This window comes from Actinoplanes campanulatus, assembly GCF_014647795.1.
GTDB lineage: Bacteria > Actinomycetota > Actinomycetes > Mycobacteriales > Micromonosporaceae > Actinoplanes > Actinoplanes campanulatus.
Genome location: NZ_BMPW01000001.1, coordinates 355,141 through 376,689, shown reverse-complemented (window position 1 = coordinate 376,689; position 21,549 = coordinate 355,141). Strand labels below are relative to the sequence as shown.

Sequence of the window (21,549 nt, the reverse complement as noted above, 5' to 3'; positions counted from 1 at the left end):
TGCAACCGGCCTCAGGCCGGATAGTGCCTCGGCGTGAAGACGGCCGTGGTGCCGTCGCCCCGGGTGACCGCACGGGTCTGCGACGAGCCGATGATCAGCAGGCAGCGCATGTCGACGGTGGCCGGATCGAGCGCGGCCAGGGTGGTGATCCGCACCGACTCGGCCGGCCCGCCCACATCCCGGCCCACCACGACCGGCGTCCCCGGGCGGCGGTGACCACGCAACAGCTCCAGCGCCCGGACCAGCTGTGCCCGGCGGCTCTTCGAGGCCGGGTTGTAGACGGCGATCACCAGGTCGGCGGCGGCCGCCGCCTCCAGCCGGGACTCGATCACCGACCACGGCTTGAGCCGGTCCGACAGCGACAGGATGCAGAAATCGTGCCCGAGCGGCGCCCCGGCCCGGCTCGCCACCGCCTGCGCGGCGGTCAGACCCGGGATGATCCGGATCGGCACGTCCTGCCACTGCGGGTCCTCGGCCACCTCCAGGACGGCCGCGGCCATCGCGAAGACCCCCGGGTCACCGGACGACACCACCGCCACCCGGCGCCCACCCTTCGCCAGGTCCAGTGCGAACGCGGCGCGCTCCGCCTCGACCCGGTTGTCGGAGGAGTGCCGGCGCTGCCGAGGGTTCGGCGGCACCCGGTCGACATAGGGGCCGTAGCCGACCAGGTCGTCGGCGGCGGCCAGCGCCTCCTGCGCCTCCGGGGTCAGCCAGTGCCGGGCGCCCGGCCCCAGCCCGACCACCGTCACCCCGCCGGTGCCGCGGTCGTCGCCGCTCGCGAACCTCGTCAGCGCGGCGGCGTTCGCGTCCTCCAGGCTGACCAGTCCGCCGTCCGGCTCGGCCGTCGCCGCGGCCGTGCCGTTGAACGTCGTGTCCGCCGGGGCCTCGGCGAACCCGGCCGGTGCCGCGGCGCCGGACCCGAACGCGGTCGCGGCCGGGCTCGGCAACAGGGCCAGCGAGAAGTACGGCACGGTGGCCGGGTCGACGTCCCGCAACGGGCCGGAACGCTCCCGGCCGGTGGTGGCGCGCTCCACATACCAGGCGTCGTCGAGCCGGCCCGCCTCGGTGAGCGCCTCCCGGACACCCTCGAAGGTGCGGCCCAGCTTCATCACGGCCGCCGAGTCGGTGGCGGCCAGGCGCTCCGCCAGATCCTTCGGCTCCAGCGTGCCGGGCAGCACGGTGAGCACCTCGTCGCGCTCCATCAGCGGCCGGCCGAGCACCGCCGACGCGGCGCTGACCGACGTGACACCGGGGACGACGGTGGTGTCGTACCGGCCGGCCAGGCGCTTGTGCATGTGCATGTAGGAGCCGTAGAAGAACGGGTCGCCCTCGGCCAGCACCACCACGTCCCGGCCGGCGTCCAGGTGCGCGGCGAGCCGGGCCGCCGACTCGGCGTAGAAGTCGTCGATGGCGCCCTGGTAGCCGCCCGGATGGTCGGTCGTCCCGGTGGTCACCGGGTAGATGAGGGCTTCCTCGATCTGGCCCTCCCGCAGGTAGCCGGCCGCGATGGCGCGCGCGTTGCTGCGCCCGTGCCGGGCCGCGTGATAGGCCACCACGTCCGCCGCGGCGATCAGCCGGGCCGCCTTCACGGTGACCAGCTCCGGGTCGCCGGGGCCCAGCCCGACCCCGTAGAGGCGGCCGGTCTTCCCTACTGGCTGGTTCGTCATCTCTTCCGTTCCCGACCTATTCCGCTTCATTCCGCTTAGAGGGCTTCCGGCCGCATCGGACGCCTCATTCCGTTTCGAGGGCTGATTCCGTTTCGGGGGCTGATTCCGTTTCGGGGGCTGATTCCGTTTCGGGGGCTCATTCCGCTTCGGAGGCGAGGGCGTTCACCGCGGCGGCGGTGATGGCGCTGCCGCCCCGGCGGCCACGCACGATCAGGTACTCCAGGCCGGACTCGGCGAGAGCCTCCTTGGACTCGGCCGCACCGATGAAACCGACCGGGATGCCGAGCACCGCGGCCGGCCGGGGCGCGCCCGCCGCGATCATCTCCAGCAGCCGGAACAGCGCGGTCGGCGCGTTGCCGACCGCCACCACGGCACCGCCCAGCCGGTCACCCCACAGGTCGAGAGCGGCCGCGCTGCGGGTGTTGCCGATCGCCGCGGCCAGCCCCGGCACCGCCGGGTCCCGCAGCGTGCAGATCACCTCGTTGGCCGCCGGCAGCCGCGACCGGGTCACCCCGGACGCCACCATCTCCGCGTCACAGAGGATCGGCGCGCCGTCGAGCAGCGCCTTCCGCGCCGCGGTGACCACACCCGGACTGAACCGGACATCCTCCACCAGATCCACCATCCCGCAGGCGTGGATCATCCGGACCACCACCCGCGACACGTCCTCCGGCAGCCCCGAGAGGTCCGCCTCGGCCCGGATCGTGGCGAACGAGCGCCGGTAGATCTCCGCGCCGTCGCGCACATACTCCATATCAGGGCCTCCTAGCCACAGCCACGATCTCCCCCAACCCGGTCACGGCCGTGCCGACTCCGCTGATCCTCGGCGATCCCGCCCCGGCAGTCGATGGGCCGACCAGTCCAGATCCGTCACCCTCCGCGCCGGACATCCCCGGTGGGCCGACGAGTCCGGATCGGCTGCTCTCCGAGCCGGTCGTTCCCGGTGGCCGGGTGGGGCCGTTTCGGTCGCTCTCCGCGTTGGTCGTCCCCGGTGGGTGGGCTGGGCCGGATCGGTCACCGTCCGTGCGGGCGACCAGGTAGCCGTCAGCGGTGGCCTCGACGCGGACGTGCGGACCGGACGGGCTGCCGCACGCACGGGCGCAACCCACCCAGTGGACCGGCAGGCCGTCGACGAAACGGGCCGTGGCGGTGGCGTCGGCGCGCACGTCGGCCAGCGACTTCGCGCACCCTGGCCGCCCGGCGCAGGCGGTCACCCCGGACCAGGGCGAATCCGCGGCCACCGCGAGCCCGGCCGCGGCCAGACGGCCCGCCCACCCCGGCGCCGCCGACGGCGGCAGGTCGGCCACGATCACCCCGCGCCAGGGGGTCACCACCAGCTGATCGGCCTCCTCCAGAACCCTGAGGGGTACGCCGGTCAGGCGCCCCAACGGCACCAGCGCCCCCACCGCGGCCAGCCCGTCTTCCTGAGCCACCACGCCGACCAGATCGGTGGCGTCGGTGGCCTCGACCGGCACCGCCGCCGCGAGGGCGACGGGCGTCAACCGGAGTGCGCCGGCCACCCGGGCCGACACGCGGGCCGGGCCGTCGGTCAGCTCCCGCAACCGCCACGCGGCCGGGCCGTCACCCCGCTGCTCCTCCCGCTCGGCGAGGAACGCGTGCGCCGCCGCGATCAGCGCCGGCACCACCCGGTCGCCCTCCACCCGGAGCCCGGTGTCGTGCCCGGCGAAGCGGATCGCGAACAGCCCGCCACTCGTGCGCCCCCGATCCCCCGACCCGGCGAATCCTGCGTGGATGGTGGGCGCCGGTGGTGTGGGGCCGGTGGGGACCGGGACGGCGGCGACGTCGGGGGACAGGGGGACGTGGCCGAGCGCGAACAGGAACTTGCCGGGGAGGCCGGCCAGGACGGGATCGTCCAGGATGGCGCGATCCAAGGCCGGTATCAGAGCGCGGATCGTCGATCCCGGGAGCGGCGGCGACGCGATGTTCCGAACATTGTCGTGGGTCTGTGAGGGCAGCAGACCGGCGGCGCGCAAGCGGGTCGCCAAGGCCGGGGCATCGATGGCCGACAAACCTCTGAGCTGGAGATTGGCCCGCGAGGTCAGCTCCAGGGCGCCGTCGCCGAACTCCTCGGCCAGCTCGCGCAGGGTGCGCAACCGGGCGCCGGTCAGCAGCCCGCCGGGCAGCCGCACCCGGGCCAGCAACCCGTCGGCGGCGGCGTGCAGCCGCAGCGCGCCGGGACAGGCGTCGGTGTCGGAAGTCCGGACGGGAGACATGGCCCGGATACTACGGCCGACCGCCGACAGGAATTCACCTTCGCCTCTCGGTGGGTCGGCAGCGTCACAGCGGCCGTTCGGCCTTGACGTGGGACACCGGGGTTCGGAAAAGTTATGGCTCACGAGCGGCGACGCCGCGGAGGAAGCCGGTGTGACTCCGGCGCGGTCCCGCCACTGTCACCAGGGAGTTCGAGCCCTGGGAGCCAGGAACTCCGGTCGCCGTGACATCCGACTACCCGGGGCGCGGACCCCGAGGGGAGCGCGCGCGTGTTTCTGCTGCTGTCGACGTCCGACACCGACCTGCTCAGCGCCCGGGCCAGTGGTTCGGCCTGGCGCCCGGCCAACCCGGCCCGCACCTCGGTCGCCGATCTGCCCGCCCTGCTCGACGGGGCCGACCTCGTCGTGGTGCGCATCCTGGGCGGCCGCCGGGCCTGGGAGGAGGGGCTGGACACACTGCTCGCGGGCGACGTGCCGGTCGTGGTCCTGGGTGGCGAGCAGGCGCCGGACGCCGAGTTGATGAAGCTGTCCACGGTGCCCGCCGGGGTGGCCGCCGAGGCGCACGCCTATCTGGCGCACGGCGGCGCGGACAATCTGGTCTCGCTGCACGACTTCCTCTCCGACACGGTGCTGCTGACCGGCAACGGGTTCGCGCCGGCCGTGGAGAGCCCGCAGTGGGGCTTCCTGCCGCGCGCGGAGTCCACCGGCGAGGCGACCGTGGCGGTGCTCTATTACCGTGCGCACCACATGGCCGGCAACACGGCGTTCGTCGAGACGCTCTGCCGGGCGATCGAGGCCAAGGGCGCGCGGGCCATGCCGATCTTCACGGCCTCGCTGCGGACCGCCCCGCCGGAGCTGCTGGCCGAGCTGCGCAAGGCGGACGCGCTGGTGGTGACCGTGCTGGCGGCCGGCGGCACCCGCCCGGCGACCGCGAGCGCGGGCGGCGACGACGAGGCGTGGGATGTCGGGGTGCTCGCCGACCTGGACGTGCCGATCCTCCAGGGGCTGTGCCTGACCAGCTCGCGGGCCGCTTGGGAGGCCGGCGACGACGGCCTGACCCCGCTGGACGCGGCGACGCAGGTGGCGATCCCGGAGTTCGACGGCCGGATCATCACGGTGCCGTTCTCGTTCAAGGAGATCGACGAGGACGGGCTGTCGGTCTACGCGGCCGACGAGGAGCGGGCGTCGCGGGTGGCCGGGATCGCGGTGGCGCACGCCCGGCTGAGGCACGTCCCGCCCGCCGACCGCAGGATCGTGCTGATGCTGTCGGCCTATCCGACCAAGCATTCCCGGATCGGCAACGCGGTCGGCCTGGACACGCCGGCCTCGACGGTCGCCCTGCTGGCGGCTCTCGCCGACCGGGGTTACCGGATCGGTGACTTCGGGTCCTACGACGGCGACGGGCTCATCCACACGTTGATCGCGGCCGGTGGGCAGGATCCGGACTGGCTGACCGACGAGCAGTTGTCCGGAAATCCGGTGCGGATTCCGGCATCTCGCTACCAGGCCTGGTTCGACCAGCTCCCCGAGGACTTCCGGGAGCGTGTCGAGCAGCATTGGGGTCAGGCGCCCGGTGAGCTGTATGTGGACGACGGCGACATCGTGCTGGCCGCGCTCCGCGACGAGAACATCGTGGTGATGGTCCAGCCTCCGCGCGGGTTCGGGGCCAACCCGGTCGCCATCTACCACGACCCGGACCTGCCTCCGAGCCATCACTACCTGGCGGCCTACCGGTGGGTGGCCGACGAGTTCGGCGCGCACGCGGTGGTGCACGTCGGCAAGCACGGCAACCTGGAGTGGCTGCCCGGCAAGAACGTCGGCATGTCCGCGTCGGACGGCACCGACGCGGCTCTCGGCGACCTGCCGCTGATCTACCCGTTCCTGGTCAACGACCCCGGCGAGGGTACGCAGGCCAAGCGCCGGGCTCACGCCACGCTGGTCGACCACCTGATTCCGCCGATGGCCCGCGCCGAGTCCTACGGGGACATCGCCCGCCTGGAGCAGCTGCTCGACGAGCACGCGACCATCGCCGCCCTCGACCCGGCCAAGCTCCCGGCGATCCGGGCGCAGATCTGGACCCTGATCCAGGCCGCCAAGATGGACCACGACCTCGGCCAGCGGCACCGGCCGGAGGACGAGGAGTTCGACGACTTCATCATGCACATCGACGGATGGCTGTGTGAGGTCAAGGACGTGCAGATCCGCGACGGGCTGCACGTGCTGGGGGTGGCGCCGGCCGGGGAGGCGCGGATCAACCTGGTGCTCGCCATGCTGCGGGCGCGGCAGATGTGGGCCGGTCAGGTGGCGGCGCTGCCGGGTCTGCGGGAGGCGCTGGGCCTCGCGGAGGACGCGTCCACCGCGGAGACCGACGCGATCGAGGCGCAGGCGCGGGCACTGGTCACGGCCATGGAGGAGCGCGGCTGGCCGACGACGATCCCGGCCGACCTGGTCGCCTCCAGCGGTTCCGAGGCTGCTTCCGCCCCGGGAGCCGCCTCCGTCGCCCCGGCTTCCGCCCCGGCCCTCGCCGCCCCGGCTTCCGTCGGGCTTTCGGCGACGCTCCCCGCCGTACCAGATATTTCGGATTTGTCGGTTTTGCCGGATGTGGTGCGCGTGCTGGAGTTCGCGGCCACCGAGGTCGTGCCGCGGCTCGCCCGCACCACCGATGAGCTGACGAACGTGCTGCACGCGCTCGACGGCGGTTACGTCCCGGCCGGCCCCAGCGGCTCCCCGCTGCGCGGCCTGATCAACGTGCTGCCGACCGGCCGCAACTTCTACTCCGTCGACCCGAAGGCCATCCCGAGCCGGCTCGCCTGGGAGACCGGGCAGGCGATGGCCGACTCGCTGCTGACCCGCTACCGCGCCGACCACGGCGAGTGGCCCCGCTCGGTCGGGCTCTCCGCCTGGGGCACCAGCGCCATGCGGACCGCCGGCGACGACATCGCCGAGATCCTCGCGCTGATCGGCGTCCGCCCGGTCTGGGATCCGGCGTCCCGGCGGGTCACCGGCCTGGAGCCGATCCCGGCCGAGGAGTTGGGCCGTCCCCGCATCGACGTGACGGTCCGCGTCTCGGGCTTCTTCCGTGACGCGTTCCCGCATGTGGTGGCGCTTCTCGACGACGCGTTCACCCTGATCGCCGGGCTGGACGAGCCGGACAACTTCGTCCGCGAGCACGCCCTGCGCGACCAGGGCGAGCACGGCGACTGGCGGCGGGCCACCATGCGGATCTTCGGGTCGCGGCCGGGGGCGTACGGCGCGGGCATCCTGCCGCTCATCGACAGCCGGAACTGGCGGGACGACGCCGATCTGGCCGAGGTGTACGCGGTGTGGGGCGGCTTCGCGTACGGGCGGGACCTGGACGGGGTGCCGGCTCGTGGGGACATGGAGAACGCGTACCGCCGGATCGACGTGGCCGCCAAGAATATCGACACCCGTGAGCACGACATCGCCGACTCCGACGACTACTTCCAGTACCACGGCGGCATGATCGCCACGGTGCGGGCGCTCACCGGTCGCGCGCCGGCGGCGTACATCGGCGACTCCACCAACCCGGACCAGGCACGGACCCGCAGCCTGACCGAGGAGACCGCGCGGATCTTCCGGGCCCGCGTGGTGAACCCGCGCTGGATCGCCGCGATGCGGCGGCACGGCTACAAGGGCGCCTTCGAGCTGGCGGCGACCGTGGACTACCTTTTCGGGTACGACGCGACCGCCGGCGTGGTGACCGACTGGATGTATGAGCAGCTCGCCGCGTCCTACGCGCTCGACGACGAGAATCAGAAGTTCATGCGCCGGTCGAACCCGTGGGCGCTGCACGGCATCACCGAGCGGCTGCTGGAGGCCGCCGACCGGCGCCTGTGGGAGTCACCCGAGCCGGAGACGCTGGCCGCGCTGCGTGAGCTCTACCTGGAGACCGAGGGCGAGCTGGAGGACGGCCCGGCCTAGGTAAAACGGCTTGCAGCGTGCCGGGCCGGACGGAAGGCTGAGGGGATGATCGTCAGACGCGAGACCCCGGCCGATGTCGACGCGATCCGGGCGGTGACGGCCGCCGCCTTCGCCGCGCCGCACTTCCGGGAGCCGCTGCCCGACGGGGTGGAGCCCGACGAGGCGCCGCTGGTCGGCAAGCTGCGCGCCGACGAGGGCTGGCTGCCGGCGCTGTCGCTGGTGGCGGTCGTGGACGGCGCCGTGGTGGGGCACGTGGTGTGCACCCGCGGCCACGTCGGCGATGCGCCCGCCCTCGGGCTGGGGCCGGTCAGCGTGCACCCGGACCATCAGCGGAGCGGCGTCGGTTCGGCGCTGATGCACGCGGTGCTGGGCGCCGCCGAGGCCCTCGACGAGCCGCTGGTGGTGCTGCTCGGCGACCCGGCCTACTACTCCCGGTTCGGGTTCCGGCCGGCCGCCGACCACGGCATCGAGCCACCGGTGGCGGAGTGGGCGCCGCACTTCCAGGTCCGCCCGCTGACCGCCCACGATCCGGCGGTGCGCGGCGTCTTCACCTACGCCGCGCCCTTCAACGACCTGTAGATCAACTTCAGCTGGCTGAGAACCAGCCGGGGTCCTACTCCACCTCCGGGCGGCGGAGCAGATAGGTGTCCATGATCCAGCCGTGGCGCTCGCGGGCCTCGGTGCGGGTCTCGACGATCCGCTCCGCCACCTCGGACACCCGGCCGGCATCGAGCAGCTCGTCCGCGGTGCTGACGTAGGCGCCCCAGTAGATGTCGGCGTCCGGGTGCGCGGTGAACGCCTGCTGGGCGTCGAGCATCACGACCACGTCGTCGACGCCCTCCGGCCAGCCCTCGGCGAGCCGCCGGCCGGTGGTGATCTGCACCGGGCGGCCCACCCGGTTCAGGCCGATCCGGTGCTTGGCGGCCAGGGCCGAGACGCTGCTGATGCCGGGGATCACCTCGTACTCGAACTCGACCGCCCCGCGCTGGAGGATCTCCTCCAGGATGGCGATGGTCGAGTCGTACAGCGAGGGGTCGCCCCAGACCAGGATCGAGCCGATCTCGTCGTCCTTGAGATGCTCGGTGATCAGCTCCTCGAGGACCAGCGAGCGGCGGTGCCGCCAGTCCGCGACCGTGCCGGTGTAGTCGGCCGGGGTGCGATCGCGGTCCGGGTCGCGGCCCTCCACGATCCGCTTGTGCGGGTGCCCGTAGTGCCGGATCAGGCCTTCCCGCAGTTCGATCAGGCTCGCCTTGGCCTCACCCTTGTCGAGCAGGAAGAACACATGGGTACGGCCGATGGCCTTCGCCGCCTGGAGGGTCAGATGGTCCGGGTCGCCAGCGCCGATTCCGACTACACAGATCTTCCGCACGCCATGCAGTCTGCCTCAGTCGGAAAGCAGGGGGACGGACGGGTGCAGCTCCCGGCCCACCATCGCGGCCCGTTGCAGGGCGGCCGAGCCGAACCGGTCGCGCACCCGGTCCACCGCGGCGTCCAGACCGTCGTCGCGCGGCGCCTCGAACGGCAGCTCCAGCTGCACGGCGCCCTCGGAGTCAAGGTTGCTCACCGCGACCCCGACCAGGGTCAGGCCGCGCTCGGCGATCAGCGGCGCCGCCTCGTGCAGAAGCTCCCCGGCGACCCGCAGGATCTCGCCGGTGCGCATGGTGGCCTTGAGCAGGCTGCGGGACCGGGTGGCCCGGGTGAAGTCGCCGAACCTCAGCCGCAGCGTGATCGTGCGCCCGGCGCGGTGCGCCCGCCGCATCCGGTGGGTGACCCGGTCGACCAGCGCCCCCAGCGTGGCCTCGACCTCGGTGTACGACAGCGACCGGGAGAGCGCGGACTGCGCCCCGATGGAGCCGCGCCGCCGCCCCGTCTCGACCCCGCGCGGATCGCGGTTGTGGGCGAGCGCGTGCAGGTGGCGGCCCGCGCCGCCGCCGAGCATGGCGACGAGGGCGGCCTCGCCGATCCGGGCGACGTGGCCCACCGTGTGGATCTGCCGCTCGCGCAGCCTGGCCGCGGTGACCGGGCCGACGCCCCACAGCTTCTCCACCGGCAGCGGATGCAGGAATGCCAGCTCCCCGCCGGGCGGCACGACCAGCAACCCGTCCGGCTTGCCCACGCCGCTGGCCACCTTGGCCAGGAACTTGGTGCGCGCCACGCCCACGGTGATCGGCAGCCCGGTGCGGGCGCGCACGTCGGCCCGCAGCTGCCGGGCGATCTCCTCCGCCGTGCCGCGGATCCGGCGGAGGCCGTCGACGTCGAGGAAGGCCTCGTCGATGGAGATCGGCTCGACGATCGGGGTGGTGTCCCGGAAGACCTCGAACACCGCCCTGCTGGCCGCCGAGTAGGCGCTCATCCGCGGTGGGACGACGACGGCCCACGGGCAGAGCGCCCGGGCCCGGCCGAGACTCATCGGGGTCCGGACGCCATGGGCCTTCGCCTCGTACGACGCGGCGAGCACCACACCGCCACCGACGAGGACGGGCCGGCCGCGCAGCGCGGGATCGTCGCGCTGCTCGACCGACGCGTAGAACGAGTCCAGATCGGCGTGCAGGATCACGCCGCCACATTAGTACAGACGTTCGATCAGTGGTCGAACTGCAGCCAATTCAGATTCACGAACTCGGCGCCCTCGTTCGAGGTGAACGTCACGAAGACGGTGTGCGTCCCGGTCACCGGCTTGAGCACCGCGGTGTCGGTACGCCATTTCTGCCAGCCGCCGGTGTTGCCGACCGACAGCTCACCCACCGGGTCGTTGGTCCGGCTGTCCAGCCGGATCTGCACCCGCCCGGTGATCCCCGCGCCGGACGACACCCGGATCCGGGCCGACGTCGCCGGCACCGCCCCGAAGTCGAAGTTGTCGAACCGCAGGTGGTCGTCTCGGTTGATCCAGCCGACGTTGTCCCCGCCACCCTCGTCCTCGGTGGGCTGGGTCTCGACGCCGGCCAGCTCGGTCGCCGCCTCGGCTTGGAGCACCGGGTACTTCACCGGGGTCGCCTCGGCGGAGGTGGGGGTGGTCGACGGGGGCGCCGGTGGCGCGGCCGACGCGCTGGCGGCGCCCGGGGTGACGGCGGTCTGCCCGGTGATCATCGGGTCGGCCGGCGTGTCCTGCCAGCGCCCGAGCAGATAGCCCACCAGGACCAGAACGGCGCCGCCGAGCGCGAGGAGCGCTCGGCGGCGGTTCTGCCACGACCTGGTGCGATAGACGGTCGGGGATCGATTTTCCACTCGGCCAGGGTAGTCAGACCGTCTCGGCCACGATCGACTCGGTCGGAGGCGCGGCGAAGTGGCACGCGGTGTGCAGCTTCTCCGTGTGCTCCAGCAGCGCCGGGTCCTGCGTGGCGCAGATCTCCTCGGCCTTCCAGCAGCGGGTGCGGAAGCGGCAGCCGGACGGCGGGTCGACCGGGCTGGGCACGTCACCCACCAGACGGATCCGGTTCTTCGGCGGGACGCCGCGGACCACCCCGATGTCCGGCACGGCGGAGAGCAGCGCCTGGGTGTACGGGTGGTTCGGCTTCTCGTACAGCTCGTCGCGCGGACCCTCCTCGACCACCCGGCCCAGGTACATGACCGCGACCCGGTCGCAGAAGTGCCGCACCACGCCGAGGTCGTGCGCGATGAAGACGAAGGCGATGCCCAGCTCCTTGCGCAGGTTCTCCAGCAGGTTCATGACCTGCGCCTGGATGGACACGTCCAGGGCGGAGACCGGCTCGTCGGCCACGATCACCTTGGGCCGGGCCGCCAGCGCGCGGGCGATGCCGATGCGCTGCCGCTGGCCGCCGGAGAACTCGTGCGGGTAGCGGTTGTAGTGCTCCGGGTTCAGGCCGACCATCTCCAGGAGCTCCTGGACCCGCTTGAGCTCGCCGCTCTTCGGCACCATGTCGTGGGTGCGCAGCGCGGTGCCGACGATGGTGCCGACGGTGTGCCGCGGGTTCAGCGACGAGTACGGGTCCTGGAAGATCAGCTGGATCTCGCGGCGGTACGGCCGCAGCTGGCGCTCGTTCATGTGGGCGATGTCCACGCCCTGGAACCTGATCTGCCCGCCGGTGGGCTCGAGCAGCCGGGTGATCAGGCGGGCCGTGGTGGATTTGCCACAGCCGGACTCGCCGACCAGGCCCAGCGTCTCGCCGGGCTGGAGGGTCAGGCTGACCCCGTCGACGGCCTGGACCCATTTGTTGCCCAGGGCGAGGATGCCATCACCCTTGATCCGGAAGTGCATCTTGACGTCGTCGAGTTCGAGCAGCGGTGCGCCCTCGACCTTGCGAACGCCCGATTTGGCAGCGGTGGCGTCGGTCATCGTCGTGTTCCTTACGGCAGCCGGGGCAGGACTTCGGCCTCGAACACCCGGTCGGGGTCGTGGAGGTGGCAACGGGAGGCACGGCCGGTGTCGGCGGTGCGCGCGATCAGATCCGGCCGCAGCGTCCGGCACAGGTCGTCCTTCACCCGCTCGCGGAACTCGCACCGCGGGTTGAAGGAGCAGCCGCTCGGCATGGCGAGCAGGCTGGGCGGCGAGCCGGGGATCGGGTGCAGCGGGCCCGGCGTGCCGGAGACCGCCGGGATGCTTTCCAGAAGACCCCAGGTGTACGGGTGCAGCGGCGAACCGAGGATCTTGTCGACCGGGCCGTGCTCGACCGCGTTGCCGGCGTACATCACCAGGATGTCGTCGGCGATCTCGGCCACCACGCCGAGGTCGTGGGTGATGAAGACGACCGCCGAGCCGAAGTCCCGCTGGAGGTCGGCGATCAGGTCCAGGATCTGCGCCTGCACGGTCACGTCGAGGGCCGTGGTCGGCTCGTCGGCGATCAGCAGCTTCGGGTCGTTGACCAGCGCCATGGCGATCATGGCGCGCTGCCGCATGCCGCCGGAGAACTCGTGCGGGTACTGGTCCACCCGGCGCTTCGGGTTCGGGATGCCGACCCGGTCGAGCATCTCGATGGCCCGCTCCTTGGCGGCCTTCTTGGAGGTCCGGTTGTGCGACCGGTACGACTCCATGATCTGGTCGCCGATGGTGAAGTACGGGTGCAGCGAGGACTGCGGGTCCTGGAAGATCATCGCGGCGTCGGCGCCACGGAACGACATCATCGCCCGCTCCGACATGCCGACGATCTCCTTGCCGCCGACCTTGATCGACCCGGTGATCTTGGTCGACTTGCGGTCGTGCAGCCCCATCACCGCCATGCTCGAGACACTCTTGCCCGAGCCGGATTCGCCGACGATCGCCAGCGTGCGGCCCAGCGGCAGGGAGTAGCTCAGGCCCTGCACCGCCTTCACGACGCCGTCCTGGGTGGGGAAGTGCACGTGGAGGTCGGAGACCTCGAGGTAGGCCTGCTCGTCCGCCGAACGGGCCCGGGGTGTCCGGGCCACCGTCTGCGGGGCCCGGACCGTCTGGTCGCTCATGCCAATGCCGCCTTTGTGCTGCGAGCCGTGGTGGGGTAGGGGTGGCCGGCCGGGATCATCCGAGCCGGACCCGCGGGTCGAGGAAGGTGTAGACGATGTCGACGACGAGGTTCATCAGCACCAGCACCACCGAGCCGAGGAGCACGGTTCCCATCAGCACCGGAAGGTCGTACTGGTAGAAGGCCCGGATGCTGAGCAGGCCCAGACCGGGAAGACCGAAGATGCTCTCGGTGAAGATCGCGTTGGTGAGCTGGAACGCCACGTCCAGACCCAGGATGGTGACCACCGGGGTGAGACCGGCCCGGACGCCGTGCCGGTAGACGACCCGCCGCTCGCTGATGCCCTTGGACCGCGCGGTGCGGATGTAGTCCTGGCCGAGCGTCTCGATCATCGAGGCTCGCGAGTAGCGGGTGTAGGAGGCGGCGTTCGTCAGGCCCAGGGTCATCCAGGCGGCGAGCAGGCCGCTCGCCCACGCCCAGGGATTGGTCAGGAGCGGGGTGTACTGCGCCGGTGGGAACACGGTCGCGTACAGGGCGACGAGCAGGGCGACCACGAAGTACGGCACCGAGTTGACGAGCAGGCTGGTGCCGACGGCGACCTTGTCCATCGTCGAGCCGCGGTTCTTCGCGGCGAGGGTCCCGGTGAGCACGCCGACACCGAAGTACACGACCGCGCCACCGAGCACGATCGACAGGGTCACCGGCAGCGCGTCCGCCAGCATCTTGGTGACCGGCTGGCCGAGCGTGTAGGAGTAGCCGAGGCAGGGCGCCGGGCACTCGGTCACCACACCACCGGCGGTGGTGTAGGTGCGGCCGACGACGATGCCCTTCATGTAGAGGCCGATCTGGGTGATCGCCGGCTCGTCCAGGCCGAGGCTGTCGTTGATCGCCTCGATGCGTTCCGGAGTACAGCGGTTACCACAGATCACGCCCGCCGGGTCGGTCGGCGCCAGGAAGAAGAGCGCGAAACTGGCGATCAGGGTGACGATCACGACCGAGATCGCGCTCGCCAGCCGACGCAGGATGTAGAACAGCACCGCGGGTTCCTCCGGATGACACAGACGCGGGTTCAGGGGCGCCGCGCGGGGTCGCCGGCGGCGGGGAAAGAACGTTGGTGAGCCACTACGGTGGCCCGGCCCATGTGGGGGACCGGGCCACCGCGTTACCTACTAGTGGATCAGCTCTTCAGGAAGATATTGGTGAAGAGCGGCATACCCATGGTGGGGTCGGCCTCGACGCCACCGACGTTGGTGCCGATCACGACACCGAACTTGGTGTAGTAGAACGGGATCGCGGCGTACATCTTCATGACCTCCTCGTCGAGGGCGGCCCACTTGGCGGTGGACTCCTCGACCGGCAGGTTCGCGACCTCGTCGATCTTGGCGTCGAGCGCCGGGTCCTTCAGCTCGCCCATGCTGGTGCCGGCGGCGATGCTCTCGGTCTTGAAGAGAACCGGGAGCCAGCTACCACCGGACGGCCAGTCGGAGCACCAACCACGCGGGCCCTGGGCGATGTTGACCGGGGCGTCGTAGTCGTTGATCTTGGTGCGGAGCTCGGCGGTCGGGACACCGATCGCCTTGACCGCGAAGCCGGCCTCCTTCATGGCAGCCTCGCGGACCGCGGAGACCTGCTGCGGGATCGGCTTGGTGTTGTCGTAGAACCAGCTGAGCTCGAAGCCGACCTTACCGGCGGCCTCCAGCATCTTCTTCGCGGCGGCCGGGTCACCGGTGCCCTCGCCGTCCAGGTCCTCGACCGGGGTGTACTTCTGGTAGCCGGGGACGCTCGGCGGCATGAAGGTGGTGGCCGGCTGACCGACGTAGTCGTTGACGCCGGCGGCCTTCCAGGTCTGGTCGTACGGCCAGGCCTTGGCGATCGCCTTACGGACCTCGAGCGGCACCTGGGTGGTGTCGATCTGCCAGGTGTAGGTGCAGGGCGACTCACCCTGGACGAACTGCGCCTTCTTCTCACCGGTCAGCTGCGGGATCAGCGAGGCGTCCACGTCCACGTAGTTCAGGGCGCTGGCGTCCGGGCCGTTGCTGTTCAGGACCTGCTGCTGGGTCTTGACGTCGTCGCCACCCCACTTGAAGGTCCAGCCGTCGACGTACTGGTGCTTGACCGGGTCGGTCGCGGCGTTCCAGTTGTCGTTCTTGACCAGCTTGAGCTCGCTGCCCGGGGTGTAGGAAGCGATCTTGTACGGGCCGCTGGCGATCGGCTTGTTCTTGTAGTCGGCCTTGGTGTCCTTCGCCTGGGGGATCGGCGAGAACATCGGGAACGACATGTAGAACGGCAGGTCCGGGAACGGCTTCGCCAGGTTGATCTTCAGGGTGTCGGCACCCGAGACCTCGACGCCGGCGTAGTCGGTGCCGCTGGTGTACGGGCCCTTGTACTTGTCGCCGTCCTTGAAGTAGGACAGCTGGTACGCCGGGCCGTTCGCGAAGACGTCGTGGGCGAACGAGCGCTTGATCGCGTACGCCAGGTCCTCGATCTTGATCTCGGAGCCGTCCTCGTACTTCTCGCCGGTCTTGAACTTGAAGGTCCAGGACAGCTTGTCAGCGGAGACGGTGCCGACGTCGGTCAGGTCCGGCACGAGGACCGGCTTCCCGTCGCGGATGGCGAACTGGGTGGAGGTACGGAAGAGCAGCTTGCCGATCTCGTTCGAGTCGACGTAGTAGATGTCCGTCGGGTCGATCGTGTTCGGGGTGGACTGCGAGTAGATCGTGATCTCGCCGCCCTTGCGGGCGCCGGGGACCTCGGGCGCGGGGCCCTTGGCGTCGGGGTCGATCGCCGCGGTCTGGGTCGAGATCTTGCCGGTGTCGTCCGACTTGTTCTCGTCGTTGTTGGACGACGGGCTGCCACAGCCCGCCAGGCCGAGAGTCAGGGCGGCGGCCGTAGCCGCGGCCATTCTCAAACGCCTCGCCATTTCTCCTCTTTCCATTGCCGGCAACGTACGCCGGTTCACCGTCGGGTACGGGGGTCGAAGGCATCCCGGATGGCGTCGCCGAGCAGGCTGAGCGCCAGGACCAGGATGGTGATGCCGATCACCGGAACCCACAGGAAGATCGGGTGGGCCCGATAGAACGTCACCGCGGTGGAGATGGTCAACCCCCAGGAGGGGGTGGGCTCGACCAGTCCGACACCGAGGAACGTGAGACCGGCTTCGGTGACGACGTACGTCGGGAGTGCGATCGAGGCCGAGACGATGATCGGCCCGACCAGGTTCGGCAGCAGCTCTTTGAAGAGCACCTTGTGGGTGGGCACGCCGAGCACCCGGGCGGCCTGGACGAACTCCCGCTCCCGCAGGGAGAGCACCTCGCCGCGGATCAGCCGCGCGAGGCTCGCCCACCCGAAGATCGAGAGCACCAGGATCAGGCTGAAGAAGCGGACCTGGGCGACCTGTTGCGCGTCCGCGTTCTCCGCGGTGCCGACGAAGATGGTGAGCAGTACCGCCGGAACGGCGATGGCGAAGAGCAGGTAGGGCAGGCTCAGGATGAAATCGATGATCCAGGACAGGACCCGGTCGACCCAGCCGCCGGCGAATCCCGCGATCAGGCCGACGGTCACGCCGACGATCGTGGTGATGACGGTGACGAGACCGGCCACGATCAGTGACGGACGGGCCCCGTAGACCCAACGGGCGAAGAGGTCGCGACCGAGACGCGGCTCGATGCCGAACCAGTGATCGCCGGTGATCCCGATGAGCGGGTATCCGTTCCGGTCGATCAGGTCGATGTTCAGCGTGGTCGGGTCCTGGCCCTCGAGTTTGGCCAGCAGGGGCGCGAAGATCGCGATGAACACGAAGAGTAGGAACACGCCCAGGCTGACCATGGCCACCTTGTCGCGGCGCAGCCGGGACAGGGCGATGCGGGTCGGCGACTTGCCCTTCGCGGTGTTCGGGGAAGTCTTCGACGGGGTCGCCGGCTCGGATGAGAGCGGCTTTCCCGTCAGCGCGGGGTCATCGATCAACGGTTCCACGCTGGTAGTTCACCTCCATGGACGGACACACCTCACATGCGCCGTGCGTGAGAGGTATTCGGATGCTGCGGTTGGCAAACGTAGTCGGGAATCGGGCCGTAGGAAATGAGTTGACGCATCGAATGAATAACAGAGAGCGGGCCCGAGCATATGGATTAGGTCATACCATCGGCCACGGAAGTACTCCTCAAAACCCCAAATTTACCACCATACCGGCATGTAGTGGGTTGGTTCCGTGGGCGTTTTGTCGGCTATGGAGATTCGGCGGGCAATCGTACGGTTGCGCAGAGTCATCGAAGTGGCGGGCCTGGAATGTCGCATCACCGTTTCTTCATCGTTTCAAGATCATGTCCTCGTTGGCTGTTCCTCCCGTGGGTCCTGCGGCCGGTAGAGGCCATCGCCGGAAGATTTACGGTCGGTGACCGTCTCCGCCGTATATAGATGGGCTCCGCCGACCGTCCGCCTGGCCCGAACGGGACGCGCTCTCCGGCCGGCTGGGCGACAATTCGGCAACCATTCCGGCCATCGAAAGCCGCCATTGATGACCGACCGGGCACGGCGCCGGCACCGGATCGGCCTAATGGCAGCGGTCTGGAACGGTCAGCCGTTGGGCGCGAGCGCGTCGAGGATCTCGGCCCCGAGATCCGCGGCCGCGCGCGGGTCGGCCTCCGGTCCGCCGATCCGCGGGTCCCAGTTGGGCTCGTAGAACAGCTCCGTGGCGCCGGCCTCAGCGTACCTCTCGGCTCCCGCGCGGATCTGGCCCCAGGTCCCGGACAGCGGAATCGCCTCGTCGCGCCGCCCGGCCTGGACGACGCCACGTACGACGATACGCACCGAATCCGGGTCCCGTCCTGTGGCCTCCGCCGCTTCGCGGACGATCCGCACGCCACGCTCGATCTCCGGCAGGCTTGTCCGGCTGCTGCTCACCCAGCCGGCCGCGATCCGCCCGGCCCGCCGCAGCGCGACGTCGGCGGTTCCGCCGAGCAGAACCGGCGGGCCACCCGCCTGCGCCGGCGCCGGCGCCATCCGGCTCGGCGGCACCCGGTAGAAGCGGCCGTCGTACTCGGCCTCACCCCCACTGAACAGCACCTTCAGCACCTCCAGATACTCCTCGGTGCGTGGCCCGCGCGGCTTCGGATCGGACCCGGTGGCCACGAACTCCGGCTCCGACCACCCTGTTCCCAGTCCCAGGTCGAACCGCCCCCCGGACAGCCGGTCCAGGGAGCCGGCCTGCTTGGCCAGATAGGTGGGCGACACGTACGGCAGGTTGATCACCGAAACCCCGAGCCGGATCCGGGACGTGGCGGCGGCGGCCCAGGTCAGCGCGACCATGGGATCGAGCACACTGTGATAGATCGGCGCGAGATCCTGGTCCCGCCCGACGAGCAGTCGCTGAAACGCCCAGAGCCCGTGATACCCGAGCTCCTCGGCCCGTCGGGCGATCGTGGTCAGTGTCTCCGGTTGCGCCCAGGCGCCGGAAACCGGACATCCGAAACTGATGAGCATGCACGTCAACCTAAACCTGTGCCGCGTCTCGGCCGCGGGATCTGCCGGGTCCTTCTGGAGGACCTTTCTCGGGTACGCCTGGATCAGGCGGGTGTGTGGGCTCCCTCCAGGAAGAGGAGGCCGGCCTCGTCGGCCGGGACCGGGCGGGAGAAGTAGTAGCCCTGGGCGAAACCGCAACCCATCTCACGGAGGGCCGCGAGCTGGCCGAACTCCTCGATGCCCTCGGCGACGGTGGCCATGCCGAGGCTGCGGCCCAGGCGGACGATGGTGTCGGTGAGGGCGGTGTCGTCGGCGATGACGCCGAGGCGTTCGACGAACGAGCGGTCGATCTTGAGGGTGTCGACCGGGAAACGGCGCAGGTAGGCCAGGGACGAGTAGCCGGTGCCGAAGTCGTCGATGGCCAGGGTGAGGCCGAGCGCCTTGAGACGGACGAGCTGTTCCAGGTTGGCCTCGGTGTCCGTCATCAGAACGCTCTCGGTCATCTCCAGGCAGAGGCGGTCGGCGGGCATGCCGGTCTCGGCGAGCACGGCGGCGACGGTCTCGGCCAGGTCGGCCCGGTCGAACTGGCGGACCGAGACGTTGACCGACATCTTGAGCGGGCGGCCGCCGGAGGCTGCCGACCATTCGACGGCCTGACGGCACGCCTCGTGCAGGACCCAGCGGCCCAGCGGCACGATCAGGCCGGTGGCCTCGGCGATCGGGATGAAGTCCAGTGGGTTGATCATGCCGCGGGTCGGGTGCGGCCAGCGGATCAGCGCCTCGAAGCCGACCACCTGGCTGGTCTCCAGGTCGACGGTGGGCTGGTAGTGCAGGCGCAGCTCACCGTTCTCCAGGGCGGCACGCAGGTCGGACTCGAGTTCCAGGCGCTCGACCAGGCCGTCGCGCATCCGCGGGCGGTAGGTCGCGAAGACGCCGCCGCCGACCGCCTTGGCGTGGTGCATGGCCAGGTCGGCGTTGCGCATCAGCTGCTCGGCCCGGTCACCGTGCGTGTCGGCGGACTCCTCCAGCAGGTCGGTGCCGGCCAGGCCGATGCTGGCCCGTACGTGGATCTGCCGTGCGCCCAGCATGACCGGCGCGTCCAGGTCGTCGAGGATCCGCCGGGCCACCTCCTCGGCGCCGTCGTCGCCGGTCAGCAGCACCCCGAACTCGTCGGCGCCGAACCGGGCCACCAGGTCGTCCTCACGGAGGCAGCCGCGCAGCCGGTCGGCGATCCGGACCAGCAACTGGTCGCCGGCCAGGTGCCCGAGACTGTCGTTGACCCGCTTGAAGCCGTCCATGTCGAGATGCAGCACGGTGGCGGTGGCGCCGCTCTCCAGCGCGGCGGCGGTCCGCTCACGGAACATGGCACGGTTGGCGAGCTGGGTGAGCGAGTCGTGGTACGCCTCGTGCACCAGCTGCTCCTGGAGCTCCATCCGATCGCTGATGTCCCGGGTGTTCAGCACGAAGCCGGCCACGTGCGGGTCGTCCACCAGGTTCGTGATGATCGCCTCGGAGGGCCGCTTGCGCCCGTCCTGGTGGGTGTGCACGACCTCGAGGGTGACGTTGGCGAACGGGCGGGCGGCGACCTGCCGCATCGCCTGGGCCAGCCGCATCGCCACCTCCGCGTCGACCAGGTCGGTGTAGCGGCGGCCGACGAACAGCGCCGCCGGGTAGCCGAACACACGCTGCATCGACTCGGACTGGTAGCGGATCACCCCGGAGCTGTCGATCACCGTGATCACGTCCGAGCTGCTCCGGACGAGGGCGTGGAAGTGCTGCTCACGGGCGTACAGCTCGGCGGTGCGGTCGGCGACCCGGATCTCCAGGCCGCGGGTCAGCGCCCGGTTCTCCAGCTGGGTGAGCAACTGCCGGCCGATGAGCAGCAGGATCAGGAAGGACCTGGTGAAGCCCACGAACGTGGGGACGTGCCCGGTCTGTAGCTGGAGCATGACGCTGGCGACCAGGGCGGCGATCACCGTGAGGTACGGCATCATGACCGCGGTGCTCCACACGCCCGGCGGCAGGCTCAGCGGGGCGTCGGTGGCGACCCGGGGTCGCAGCGCGCCCATCGTGATCAGCGCGTAGCCGGCCAGCCAGCCCAGATGCGCGATCGGCCCCGCGCCGAAATCGTGTACCAGGTGCAGATAGACGTGCCCGGCGTCGGCGACCGCGAAGGCGAGCAGGCCGGCGCAGACGAACGTCAGGTCGGCGCCGAAGTCGCGCCGGTCCCGCCGCAACGGCAGCATGTAGGCGACCATGGTCGCGATCACGACGTCGGCCAGCGGGAAGAACAGCGTCAGGTAGAAGCGCGGCCCGTGCGCGTCGGCCGCGAGGTCGTCCACGACGAAGATCCAGGCCAGCAGTACGAGCGACGCCGCGATCAGCAGGCCGTCGAGGACGCTGCGGATCCGGTTCGCCAGAGGCTGGGCGGCGCGCGGCATGGTCAGCAGCGCGGCCGGGATGAGCAGACCCAGCCCGACCAGGCCGACGTCCTCCACACCCCGCCGCGCCAGGACCTCCGGCACGCCCGGCACCCACCGGTGGGCAAGCCACGTGAACTGGGCGAAACCCCAGGTCAGCAGCCCGGCGGCGAGCAGCGCCCAGCCCCAGCGGGCCCGGCCGGTGAAGCCGCGGGACCGCCACACGCAGGCGCCGGCCGCGAGCGCGGCCCCGGCCAGCAGGGCCCAGGTGCCGATGGCGCCGGCCACGGCAGTTCCGCCGGCCCTGCTCATCACCAGTACGGCGACGACCAGGAACAGGGCTCCGACCGCGACACAGCGGCGGATCCAGCGACGCGACGCGCCCGGTTCCATGGCCGTACGGTCGACCGCCATCCGCTCACCCCCTTCCGGTCCGCCA

At 70.9% G+C, this 21,549-nt stretch carries 15 protein-coding genes and 1 riboswitch; of the genes, 2 read left to right on the top strand and 13 right to left on the bottom strand.

All coding sequences use genetic code 11. The annotated features are described in order from the left end of the window. Positions 1 to 11 precede the first annotated feature (11 nt). The 3 genes from IEZ13_RS01640 to IEZ13_RS01630 form a co-directional block, all read right to left on the bottom strand. Positions 12 to 1,667, bottom strand: coding sequence for a precorrin-2 C(20)-methyltransferase (locus IEZ13_RS01640; protein WP_183215902.1), 1,656 nt, complete (start codon positions 1,665 to 1,667; stop codon positions 12 to 14). A 136-nt stretch (positions 1,668 to 1,803) separates the two neighbouring features. Next, positions 1,804 to 2,421: a precorrin-8X methylmutase gene (locus IEZ13_RS01635; RefSeq protein WP_183215900.1), complete on the bottom strand. Its 618-nt coding sequence runs from the start codon at positions 2,419 to 2,421 to the stop codon at positions 1,804 to 1,806. Position 2,422: 1 nt separating this feature from the next. Beyond that, positions 2,423 to 3,901 (bottom strand): precorrin-3B synthase, encoded by a 1,479-nt coding sequence (locus IEZ13_RS01630; RefSeq protein WP_183215898.1) that lies wholly within the window; start codon positions 3,899 to 3,901, stop codon positions 2,423 to 2,425. A 104-nt stretch (positions 3,902 to 4,005) separates the two neighbouring features. Then, positions 4,006 to 4,133, top strand: a riboswitch (cobalamin riboswitch). A 35-nt stretch (positions 4,134 to 4,168) separates the two neighbouring features. On the opposite strand from IEZ13_RS01630, the gene cobN reads away from it, so the two are divergent. Further along, positions 4,169 to 7,840 carry a cobaltochelatase subunit CobN gene (gene cobN / locus IEZ13_RS01625; RefSeq protein ID WP_183215896.1) on the top strand — a complete coding sequence of 1,224 codons (3,672 nt, stop codon included), beginning with the start codon at positions 4,169 to 4,171 and terminating at the stop codon, positions 7,838 to 7,840. A 45-nt stretch (positions 7,841 to 7,885) separates the two neighbouring features. After that, positions 7,886 to 8,419, top strand: a complete 534-nt coding sequence (locus tag IEZ13_RS01620; protein ID WP_183215894.1) for a GNAT family N-acetyltransferase — start codon at positions 7,886 to 7,888, stop codon at positions 8,417 to 8,419. Between the two features lie 34 nt (positions 8,420 to 8,453). Here IEZ13_RS01620 and cobF read toward each other — a convergent pair whose 3' ends face one another. The 10 genes from cobF to IEZ13_RS01570 form a co-directional block, all read right to left on the bottom strand. Next, positions 8,454 to 9,209 (bottom strand): precorrin-6A synthase (deacetylating), encoded by a 756-nt coding sequence (cobF, locus tag IEZ13_RS01615; protein ID WP_183215892.1) that lies wholly within the window; start codon positions 9,207 to 9,209, stop codon positions 8,454 to 8,456. 15 nt (positions 9,210 to 9,224) lie between these two features. Further along, entirely contained in the window at positions 9,225 to 10,397 is a 1,173-nt protein-coding gene (dinB, locus tag IEZ13_RS01610; RefSeq protein WP_183215890.1) for a DNA polymerase IV, read from the bottom strand. A gap of 26 nt (positions 10,398 to 10,423) precedes the next feature. Next, positions 10,424 to 11,065 (bottom strand): carbohydrate-binding protein, encoded by a 642-nt coding sequence (locus IEZ13_RS01605; RefSeq protein WP_183215888.1) that lies wholly within the window; start codon positions 11,063 to 11,065, stop codon positions 10,424 to 10,426. 13 nt (positions 11,066 to 11,078) lie between these two features. After that, positions 11,079 to 12,134, bottom strand: coding sequence for an ABC transporter ATP-binding protein (locus IEZ13_RS01600; protein WP_183215886.1), 1,056 nt, complete (start codon positions 12,132 to 12,134; stop codon positions 11,079 to 11,081). 11 nt (positions 12,135 to 12,145) lie between these two features. After that, positions 12,146 to 13,234: an ABC transporter ATP-binding protein gene (locus IEZ13_RS01595; RefSeq protein WP_183215884.1), complete on the bottom strand. Its 1,089-nt coding sequence runs from the start codon at positions 13,232 to 13,234 to the stop codon at positions 12,146 to 12,148. Between the two features lie 55 nt (positions 13,235 to 13,289). Then, a complete protein-coding gene (locus tag IEZ13_RS01590) occupies positions 13,290 to 14,270 on the bottom strand; it encodes an ABC transporter permease (protein WP_183215882.1) in 981 nt (326 codons plus the stop codon). 140 nt (positions 14,271 to 14,410) lie between these two features. Then, positions 14,411 to 16,135 carry an ABC transporter substrate-binding protein gene (locus tag IEZ13_RS01585; RefSeq protein ID WP_183217166.1) on the bottom strand — a complete coding sequence of 575 codons (1,725 nt, stop codon included), beginning with the start codon at positions 16,133 to 16,135 and terminating at the stop codon, positions 14,411 to 14,413. A 53-nt stretch (positions 16,136 to 16,188) separates the two neighbouring features. Continuing rightward, positions 16,189 to 17,205, bottom strand: a complete 1,017-nt coding sequence (locus IEZ13_RS01580; protein ID WP_183215880.1) for an ABC transporter permease — start codon at positions 17,203 to 17,205, stop codon at positions 16,189 to 16,191. A 600-nt stretch (positions 17,206 to 17,805) separates the two neighbouring features. Continuing rightward, the gene (locus IEZ13_RS01575; protein WP_183215877.1) at positions 17,806 to 18,711 is read right to left on the bottom strand and encodes a TIGR03619 family F420-dependent LLM class oxidoreductase; all 906 of its coding nucleotides are present in this window, start codon (positions 18,709 to 18,711) and stop codon (positions 17,806 to 17,808) included. Between the two features lie 83 nt (positions 18,712 to 18,794). Then, the gene (locus IEZ13_RS01570; RefSeq protein ID WP_229794401.1) at positions 18,795 to 21,524 is read right to left on the bottom strand and encodes a putative bifunctional diguanylate cyclase/phosphodiesterase; all 2,730 of its coding nucleotides are present in this window, start codon (positions 21,522 to 21,524) and stop codon (positions 18,795 to 18,797) included. Positions 21,525 to 21,549 lie beyond the last annotated feature (25 nt).

Bases quoted from the DNA above. Each gene is read 5' to 3' on its own strand.
- IEZ13_RS01640 (WP_183215902.1), bottom strand. From the start codon at position 1,667: ATGACGAACCAGCCAGTAGGGAAGACCGGCCGCCTCTACGGGGTCGGG.
- IEZ13_RS01635 (WP_183215900.1), bottom strand. From the start codon at position 2,421: ATGGAGTATGTGCGCGACGGCGCGGAGATCTACCGGCGCTCGTTCGCC.
- IEZ13_RS01630 (WP_183215898.1), bottom strand. From the start codon at position 3,901: ATGTCTCCCGTCCGGACTTCCGACACCGACGCCTGTCCCGGCGCGCTG.
- IEZ13_RS01620 (WP_183215894.1), top strand. From the start codon at position 7,886: ATGATCGTCAGACGCGAGACCCCGGCCGATGTCGACGCGATCCGGGCG.
- IEZ13_RS01600 (WP_183215886.1), bottom strand. From the start codon at position 12,134: ATGACCGACGCCACCGCTGCCAAATCGGGCGTTCGCAAGGTCGAGGGC.
- IEZ13_RS01595 (WP_183215884.1), bottom strand. From the start codon at position 13,234: ATGAGCGACCAGACGGTCCGGGCCCCGCAGACGGTGGCCCGGACACCC.
- IEZ13_RS01585 (WP_183217166.1), bottom strand. From the start codon at position 16,135: ATGGCCGCGGCTACGGCCGCCGCCCTGACTCTCGGCCTGGCGGGCTGT.
- IEZ13_RS01575 (WP_183215877.1), bottom strand. From the start codon at position 18,711: ATGCTCATCAGTTTCGGATGTCCGGTTTCCGGCGCCTGGGCGCAACCG.
- IEZ13_RS01570 (WP_229794401.1), bottom strand. From the start codon at position 21,524: ATGGCGGTCGACCGTACGGCCATGGAACCGGGCGCGTCGCGTCGCTGG.